The organism is Paraburkholderia sp. EB58 (assembly GCF_050436665.1).
Classification (GTDB): Bacteria; Pseudomonadota; Gammaproteobacteria; order Burkholderiales; family Burkholderiaceae; genus Paraburkholderia.
In genome coordinates this window covers 145,447-153,361 of the sequence record NZ_JBNDMQ010000021.1, presented here as the reverse complement: position 1 = coordinate 153,361, position 7,915 = coordinate 145,447, and the positions used below count along the sequence as shown (strand labels likewise).

At 64.9% G+C, this 7,915-nt stretch carries 7 protein-coding genes; 1 reads left to right on the top strand and 6 read right to left on the bottom strand.

The annotated features are described in order from the left end of the window. Together P3T40_RS27650 and prpB are read right to left on the bottom strand one after the other, a co-directional pair. A partial coding sequence (locus P3T40_RS27650; protein WP_429270889.1) for a citrate/2-methylcitrate synthase occupies nt 1-230 on the bottom strand: 230 nt, incomplete at its 3' end. A gap of 30 nt (nt 231-260) precedes the next feature. Beyond that, nucleotides 261-1,154 (bottom strand): methylisocitrate lyase, encoded by an 894-nt coding sequence (gene prpB, locus P3T40_RS27645; RefSeq protein WP_429270888.1) that lies wholly within the window; start codon nt 1,152-1,154, stop codon nt 261-263. A gap of 210 nt (nt 1,155-1,364) precedes the next feature. Here prpB and prpR point away from each other — a divergent pair, with 210 nt between their 5' ends. Further along, on the top strand, nt 1,365-3,305 hold the full coding sequence (gene prpR / locus P3T40_RS27640) for a propionate catabolism operon regulatory protein PrpR (protein ID WP_429270887.1): 1,941 nt from the start codon (nt 1,365-1,367) through the stop codon (nt 3,303-3,305). Between the two features lie 29 nt (nt 3,306-3,334). Here the strand turns inward: prpR and moeB are convergent, their stop codons facing one another. From moeB to P3T40_RS27620, 4 genes are read right to left on the bottom strand one after another with little or no spacing between them, the layout of a single operon-like run. Continuing rightward, nucleotides 3,335-4,462 (bottom strand): molybdopterin-synthase adenylyltransferase MoeB, encoded by a 1,128-nt coding sequence (gene moeB, locus P3T40_RS27635; protein ID WP_429270886.1) that lies wholly within the window; start codon nt 4,460-4,462, stop codon nt 3,335-3,337. Between the two features lie 22 nt (nt 4,463-4,484). Beyond that, nucleotides 4,485-5,711, bottom strand: coding sequence for an acyl-CoA reductase (locus P3T40_RS27630; RefSeq protein ID WP_429270885.1), 1,227 nt, complete (start codon nt 5,709-5,711; stop codon nt 4,485-4,487). Continuing rightward, the gene (locus tag P3T40_RS27625; protein WP_429270884.1) at nt 5,708-7,129 is read right to left on the bottom strand and encodes an AMP-binding protein; all 1,422 of its coding nucleotides are present in this window, start codon (nt 7,127-7,129) and stop codon (nt 5,708-5,710) included. The genes P3T40_RS27630 and P3T40_RS27625 overlap by 4 nt, the downstream gene beginning before the upstream one ends. After that, nucleotides 7,126-7,905: an SDR family NAD(P)-dependent oxidoreductase gene (locus P3T40_RS27620; RefSeq protein WP_429270883.1), complete on the bottom strand. Its 780-nt coding sequence runs from the start codon at nt 7,903-7,905 to the stop codon at nt 7,126-7,128. Before P3T40_RS27620 ends, P3T40_RS27625 begins: the two co-directional genes overlap by 4 nt. Between the last annotated feature and the right edge of the window lie 10 nt (nt 7,906-7,915).

Genomic DNA, 7,915 nt, shown 5'->3' with positions numbered 1-7,915 from the left:
GTCAGTTCAGCCTGCGTGGGCAGCTTTTCGTGCACCAGCAGGTAGGCGATTTCCTCGAATTCGCAGGTGCTGGCGATGTCGAGAATGTCATAGCCGCGGTAGTGCAGGTCATTGCCGGTCTTGCCGACCGTGCACAGCGCGGTATTACCCGCCGTGACGCCTGACAGCGCCACGGATTTCTTCGGTTTGAATGCGCCGGTTGCCGGCGCGCTGTTATCTGCTTCGCTCATGGTGTCGTCCTCTTACTCCTGGAATGCGGGTTACTTGTGTGCGGCGAACAGTGCGTCGAGCTTGTCCTCGTACGCGTGATAGCCAAGATACTTATACAGATCGGCGCGCGTCTGCATCGTTTCGACGGCGGCCTTTTGCGTGCCGTCGCGCTTCACCGTCTCGTAGAAATTGAGTGCCGCTGCGTTCATCGCACGATACGCGCCGCAGCAGTACAGCGCGATATCGACGTTCGCGTCGCGCAGTTCGGTAGTGGTGAAGAACGGCGTGGAGCCGAACTCGGTCAGGTTCGCGAGAATCGGTACCTTGACGGCGGCCTTGAAGCGGCGATAGTCGTCGAGCGTCTGCATCGCTTCCGGAAAAATCATGTCCGCGCCGGCTTCGACGTAGGCAACGGCGCGCTCGATGGCGGAGTCGATGCCTTCGGCCGCGGCCGCGTCGGTGCGCGCCATGATGACGAACTGGTCATCGGTGCGGGCGTCGACGGCGGCCTTCACGCGGTCGACCATTTCCTCTTTAGCGACCACTTCCTTGCCGGGACGGTGTCCGCAGCGCTTCTGTCCGACCTGGTCTTCCAGGTGGACGGCAGCGACGCCGGCCTTGATGAACGAACGCACTGTGCGGGCGATGTTGAACGCGCCGCCCCAGCCGGTATCGATATCGACCAGCAGGGGCAGGCCGGTGGCATCGGTGATGCGGCGGGCGTCGATCAGGACGTCGTCCATCGTGCTGATGCCGAGGTCGGGGATGCCGAGCGAGTTGGCGGCGACGCCGCCGCCGGACAGATAAACTGCCTTGAAGCCGACGGCTTCGGCCATCTTCGCCGCGTAGGCGGTGATGGCGCCGACAACCTGCAACGGCTGTCCTTCTGCGACCGCCGTGCGGAATTTCGCGCCGGCGCTGACGGGTTGTTTTGCTGCGCTCAAGGGTGTCTCCTGGTGAAGTTGGGAGGCTTTAGTGCAAGGAGCGGGCCAGCCAAGGCATACGCCGTTAAGTCATTGATTACCCGTGGATTTGCGCGATAGCCTGGTAGTCATTTTGTTTCATAAGTGGAATTATTGATTTCACAAATGAAATCATAAGTTCATAATGGACTATCTTTCAGTCCTACGCGCCACCGAAGGCACCTGGCCCCCATGAACCGACCTCTTGAACCCGCCCCGCGGCCCCGCGTCTGGGCTATCGGCATCACGAAACTGCGCGACCTGTTCCGCGATATCGCGGACGAATATGACGCCCGCGCCGATCTGCGGCTGGTGTCGCGCGGCTACGAGGACGCGGTCAACGAAATCGCTTCCGCGGGCAAGAACCGGCCGGACATCGTAGTTGCGGCCGGCTCCAATGGCACCTACCTAAAGGCGCGGGTCGACGTGCCTGTGGTGCTGATCACGCCGACCGGTTTCGACGTGATGCATGCGCTGGCGCGCGCACGGCGCGACGCCTCCCCAGTGGCGCTCGTGACTTATGGCGACACGCCTGCCGAAGTGCGCCGCTTCGTGGCGGCCTACGGCATCGACGTGGTGTTCGCGGCGTATCAGTCGGCGCAGGACGCGGAGACATGTGTGCTCGATCTGCGCGATCGCGGCGTTAAGACGATTGTGGGTCCGGGGCTGGTGACGGATCTGGCGGCGCAGGCCGGCATGGAATCTGTGTTTCTCTATTCACGCGCCTCGGTGCGCGCTGCGTTCGATACCGCGCTCGAAGTCGCCCAGGCCACCTGGGGAGAAGCGGTGCGGCGGCACCGTCTCGACAACGTGTTGCAGCACTTGCGTGACGGCGTGGTGGCACTCGATGCGCAAGGCCGCGTCGAAGCCATCAATCAGCGTCTTGCGCTCGTGCTCGGCATCGAGCCCGCTGCGGCGGTGGGTCGCCCGTTGCTTGAACTCGCGCCCGATCTGGTCGACGCCGTACCCGATGCGGAGGGCGAGTCGCTCGAGACGCTGCGCGGCATCAGCTATGTCGTGCATCGGGGGCCGCTGGTCGATAACGGCGTGACGACGGGCACCGTGCTGACGTTTCAGGAGTCGCGCGCGGTGGAGCGGCTCGATCGCACGCTGCGTTCGCGGCAGCGCGCGCAACAGTTTGTGGCGCGCTACCGGCTCGATGATCTGGTGGGGGCGTGTCCTGCGATCGAGCGCGTCCGGCAACTCGTGCAGCGCTATGCGAAGTCGGATGCCACCGTGCTGATTCGCGGCGAGAGCGGCACGGGCAAGGAAATGGTCGCGCAGAGCCTGCATCGTCTGAGCGCGCGGCGCGACTTTCCGTTTGTTGCGCTCAACTGCGGCGCGTTTCCAGAGGCGTTGCTGGAGAGTGAGTTGTTCGGTTACGAGGAGGGCGCGTTTACCGGCGCCCGGCGCGGTGGCAAGGCGGGGCTGATCGAAGCAGCACACCGTGGCACGCTGTTTCTCGATGAAATTGGCGAAATGCCGCTACCGTTGCAAAGCCGCTTGCTGCGCGTGCTGCAGGAGCGCGAAGTGGTGCGGCTCGGTTCGACGGAGCCGACGCGGATCGACGTGCGGATCGTGGCGGCGACCCATCGCGCGTTGACGGCCGCCGTGGAGGCCGGCGAATTCCGCACTGACCTCTACTACCGGTTGAACATCCTGAACATTGGTTTGCCGCCGTTGCGCGAACGGCTTTCGGACATCCTGCCTCTCGCGGCTGAATTGCTCTCTCAGGCGGCGCGTCGTGAGCCGCGTCTGGCGGGGCGCATTCGGAACACACGCGATGCGCTGAGCGTGCTTGCGGATATCAGCGAGTCGCTGAGCCGCCATGCGTGGCCGGGTAATGTGCGGGAACTGCAGAACGTGATTGAGCGGATCACGGTGGAGCTGGCGGACTCGGGCGACGCGGCGTTGACGAACGAGGTATTGCAGTCGATTGCGCCCGAACTGTTCGAGCGGTCTGAAGGGGCAACGGACGATGCGGCATTGACGCTGCGTCAGCGTAGCCGCCGGGTGGAGGCCGATGAGATTCGCGCGGCGCTGGAGGCGTTCAATGGCGACCGTGATCAGGCTTGCGAGGCACTCGGCATTAGCAAGACGACGCTGTGGCGGAAATTGAATGCGGCTGGGTGAGGGCGTGTAGTCAATACGACTGTCACGCTTCAATGCGCCGCGCAGGTTGCCGGTAGATCCATGTAGTCCGCCTGCTTGACACCCTCGCCGCAGCGCGGGCAGACCGGGTCACGCTCAAGACGTAGCCGGTCGAAGCGCATGCCCAGCGCGTCGAAGCGCAGCAAGGTGCCGGACAAGGACTCGCCGATGCCGAGAATCAGCTTGACGGCTTCGGTGGCCTGCAACAGTCCGATCACGCCCGGCAGCACCCCGAGCACACCGGCCTCGGAGCAGCTGGGTGCGAACTCCGGCGAGGGCGGTTCCGGAAACAGGCAGCGATAGCAACTGCCACCCTCATGCGCCGGCCAGAATACGCTGACCTGTCCATCGAAACCTTGCACCGCACCGTAGACCATCGGCACGCCGAGCCGCACGCAGGCATCGTTCAAGAGGTAGCGCGTGGAAAAATTGTCGGAGCCGTCAATTACCACGTCGTGCCCGGCCAGCAGGCGCTCCACATTGGCGGCCGAGAGGCGCGTGCGCTGCGCGTCGATGGCAACGTGCGGGTTGAGCGCGTGCAAGGTCCGGCAAGCGGATTCAACCTTGGGCGCGCCCACATCGGCATCGCGGTGCACGACCTGCCGCTGCAGGTTGCTGCGATCGACGACATCGTCATCGATCAGCCTGATGGTGCCGATTCCAGCAGCGGCCAGATACAGCGCCGCGGGCGATCCGAGGCCGCCCGCGCCGATTAGCGCCACCCGGGCCGCGGCCAACTTGCGTTGCCCGTCCAGCCCCATCTCGGGCAGGCGCAGATGGCGCGAATAACGTTCGAGGAAATCCGCGTCGGCGGTCGATTCGGTCATCGGCAAGCCAGCCGTTTGCCAAGCCTTGGTGCCGCCGTTGACTGAGTAGACGTGCTCGTAGCCCAGGCCCTGAAGCACGCCGGCGCATTGCAGCGAGCGCGCGCCGGCCGCGCAGATCAACAGGATTTCCGCGGCCGGGTCCGGCAACCAGGCGGCGGTATCGGTTTCGAGCCGCGACCGGCTGACACCTATTGAGCCCTCCGCCATGCCTGCCGCGCGCTCGCCATCTTCGCGCACATCGACCAGCAACGCCCCATTGCGCTGGCGTTCATAGGCATCGTTAGGGCTGAGTTCAAAAATGGCGGGTTTCATGATGGCACTCCGCAAAAGATGGTCAGCTCGCGGTGACGAGGCGGGTGAATTCGCGCAGCAGGTCGTAGCCGTCCCAGACCGTGGAGAATTCAAGGGCCCGTCCGAACGGCACAATGCGATCGATACCGCGTCCGCCGAGGCGTTGGGCCACGCACAGCATTTCGTCGGGCGTGAAGCCGAAATGGGTGAGGGTTTGATCCTGCCGCTGCAACAGGGGCGCAAGCTCGTCGAGCGAAGCCAGTCTGACTTGCGCAAAGGTGCCCGTGCCGAGCCAGCGGCGCGGCAGACGAACCGGTGCGGCGAGTTGCACCAGTGCGACCTCGTTGCCGGCGAAGCGTACTGCGTCGGCGATGCCTTCAGCGGCGAGACCATAGGTGGCGACGTGTTTCTGGATCGCCATCGCAGCATCCATGCGAGGTCCGCGGTCCTCTACGATTTCAGTCAGCAGCGTCAGGAACGAGGCCTGTGCATTGACCACGTTCGCTTCGGCACCCACCCAGAAGAGGGTTCCAGGCGACGCGCAAGCCGCTTGCCCGAACAGATAGGCATCCGAATGAAAGGCCTCTACAGCGCGCTTGCGCTCCGCTACAGGGGCGGCGAGAAATGCCTCGGCCGAGATTGCCGCGAACGATGAGCGATTGGGAAAGGTGAGGTCGCGAGCGGCAGGCCGCAATGGTGAGCGGCGAATCTCGCGGATCGCCTGATCGCCGCCCCACAACACGCGCAAGTCGCAGGCGGCTGACAGGGCCGCCGTGGTGGCCTCGTCGCGATGGTCGTAGCTCACGATTCGCTGTGTACAGGCCACCACCGGATCGGCTTCTTTCATCGCCTCGTTCAGCACGGCGAGCACGGCCTGCGTTGCGTCGCCGCCCCGGTCCGACACACGCACGATATTGCGGTTGCCGGCCAGCGCGGCGAGTGCCCACGAATAGACGAACACGGTATCGGCGTTGCCCGGCGCGACGTGAAACACCAGCCCGAGCGGGAATCGCAGGCAGCGTTGCCCGGCCTCGATCCGCGCCAGTTCTGTGCCAAGATGGCCGCGCCGAAGGTAGACCCCGAGCGGTCCGAGTTCCGGGTAGCGCCGCGCATAAGCGGGCGTGCGCAGACGCTGTCCGACCGCGTCGAAAAAATCGAGCATCCGCTCGTCGCCGACCTGCAAGGCAGTTTCGTCTCGCGAATCGCACAGTGACTCAAGCAATGCAGCCGCCTCGAGCAGTGCCGCCGGTGGAAACAGTGGCCGGATCATCGCGGCGCCTCGCTGACTGCCGCAGCCTGGGTCAATGCGCGGTAGTCGATCTTGCCGTTGCACAGCAGCGGAAGTTTCTCGATGCTGCGAGCAAGCACGCCGTGACGGTTCACGCGCAAACGTTCGGCGACCTGCCGGGAGATCGTGTCCAGCCGTCCCGGTTCGGTCTCGCTTTCGCACCACAGCACGATCACCTCGTCGTTCGGCGCGACGGCCACGGTCGGGCCTTCGGCGCCGGCTTCGGTCGCAAGGCGTTCGACGGCATCGAGATTGATACGCATACCGAATAGTTTGGCCATCCGCTTGAGACGGCCCTCCAGATGGAGGTAACCCTCGTGGTCGAAGTGGCCGATGTCGCCGGTATGCAGCACGCCGCCCTGATCGTCGCCGCGGGCAAGGTCGGCGGCGCTATCGGCGTAACCTATCATGACGCTGGGTCCGCGAAAGACGACCTCGCCGGACAGATCGGGCTCGCAGGTCTCCTCGCCCAATTCGGTACGGATTGACAACCGGCTGCCGGGGACGGCGAGCCCAACCGAGGTGGATTTGTCGGCGATCCGGTGCGCGGGCAGGACCGCCATCCTGGCCGTGGCTTCGGTCTGGCCGTACATGAGATGAAAGCGGCCTCCCTCGCGGCCGATGTCCTCTGCTATCTGCGCGATCAGATCGGGACGCATGCGGCTGCCGGACTGGGTTAGTGTACGCAGGCTGCGGTGCGCCGAGGGTGTCCAGCGCAAACGCGCGAGCAATTCATAGGTATGAGAGACCGCGGCGAACGAGGTCGCACGATAGGCGTCGACGATGGCCCAGAAATCTCCGCCGATCACAGGATGGGCGGTCACCACGAGGGTGGCGCCGGCTTGCAGGTGGCTGTTGAGCACCGACAGGCCATAGCCCAGATGAAACGGCAAGCTGGTGGGCGCGATCTCCTGAGCCGTAATGCCAAGCGCTTGCACGATGGCTGTGGCGTTGGCGAGCACACCCTGACGCGATAGCCGAACCATGCGTGCTGCGCCGGTTGAACCGGAGGTGGTCAGCAGCAACGCCAGATCGGGGCTGACCGCCGCGGCGGACGTTTGCCTGATCCAGCCGTGAGCGGTGTTCCGGTAGCCGGCTGGTGGGAGCTGCTCGAGGCCTGGCTGCCACAGACCTGCCGGTTCGAAGCGCACAATCAGCTCCTCGAGCGTGCCGAGATCGATTTGTGGATCGAGCAGCGCGAGCGGCCGGTGTTGGCGGAATGCGGCGAGATAGCGGCATACGGTGTCGATGGTCCAGGGCGCGGGCAGCAGGAGCAGGCCGGCCGGCATCGTGCGCAGCTCATTTTCCATTGCATGGACATACGCCTCCAGGCCGGGGCCGCTCCAGCTTCGGCCGCTTGCGGCTTCGATCAGGCGCGCCTGAACGCCGAATGAATTCATAGGGTCAGTCCTCCGTCGACACCCAGCACTTGTCCGGTGATGAAGGATGCGTCGTCGCTGAGCAGGAAGCGAATCGTCGTCGCCACCTCGGCGGCGCTGCCCAGTCTGCGCAACGATGTCTGCGCGCAACGTGTGGCGATGACGTCGGCGGGCAGGTTCGCCAGCAGATCGGTCTCGATCAGCCCCGGCGCTACCGCATTCACGCGGATGCCGAGCGGGCCGAGTTCCTTGGCGGCGGATCGGGCCAGCGCGGCGATCCCTGCCTTGCTTGCCGCATAGACCGCCTGGCCTGCCGCGCCGCGCTCGCCCACTAGCGATGCGAGCAGGACGATCGCGCCGCGCCGCCGTCGCATCATCACTTTTGCCGAGGCCTGCAGTACTTCAATGGCGCCGAGCAGATTGACGTCGAGTACCTGTCGCGCGACGGATTCCGCGGTCAATCCTAGCGGGGTGCTCTGCATGACACCCGCGCTTAACACCAGGGCGTCGATGCCGTTATATTCGGCGGCGATCGATTTGATGGTGGCGCCGATAGAAGCGTAGTCGTTAAGGTTCAGCGCGATGCCCGCGGCCTTGACACCGTAGTCGGCGGCGAGGTGCTGCGCTTCGCGCTCGGCTCGTGCGCGGTCCGTGCCGGTCAGCACGACCGTGGCGCCCGCTGATGCCAATATGCGCGCGCAGGCCGCGCCGATGCCGCGCGTGCCGCCCACTACCAGGGCAACGCGATTGCTGAAAAGCAGGCCGTCGGAAAGTGTTGGGTTCATCGCGGGTCTCAAAGCTGCATGT

Excerpts from the sequence above, each read along its gene's own strand:
- prpR (WP_429270887.1), top strand. The coding sequence starts at position 1,365 with ATGAACCGACCTCTTGAACCCGCCCCGCGGCCCCGCGTCTGGGCTATC.
- moeB (WP_429270886.1), bottom strand. The coding sequence starts at position 4,462 with ATGAAACCCGCCATTTTTGAACTCAGCCCTAACGATGCCTATGAACGC.
- P3T40_RS27630 (WP_429270885.1), bottom strand. The coding sequence starts at position 5,711 with ATGATCCGGCCACTGTTTCCACCGGCGGCACTGCTCGAGGCGGCTGCA.
- P3T40_RS27625 (WP_429270884.1), bottom strand. The coding sequence starts at position 7,129 with ATGAATTCATTCGGCGTTCAGGCGCGCCTGATCGAAGCCGCAAGCGGC.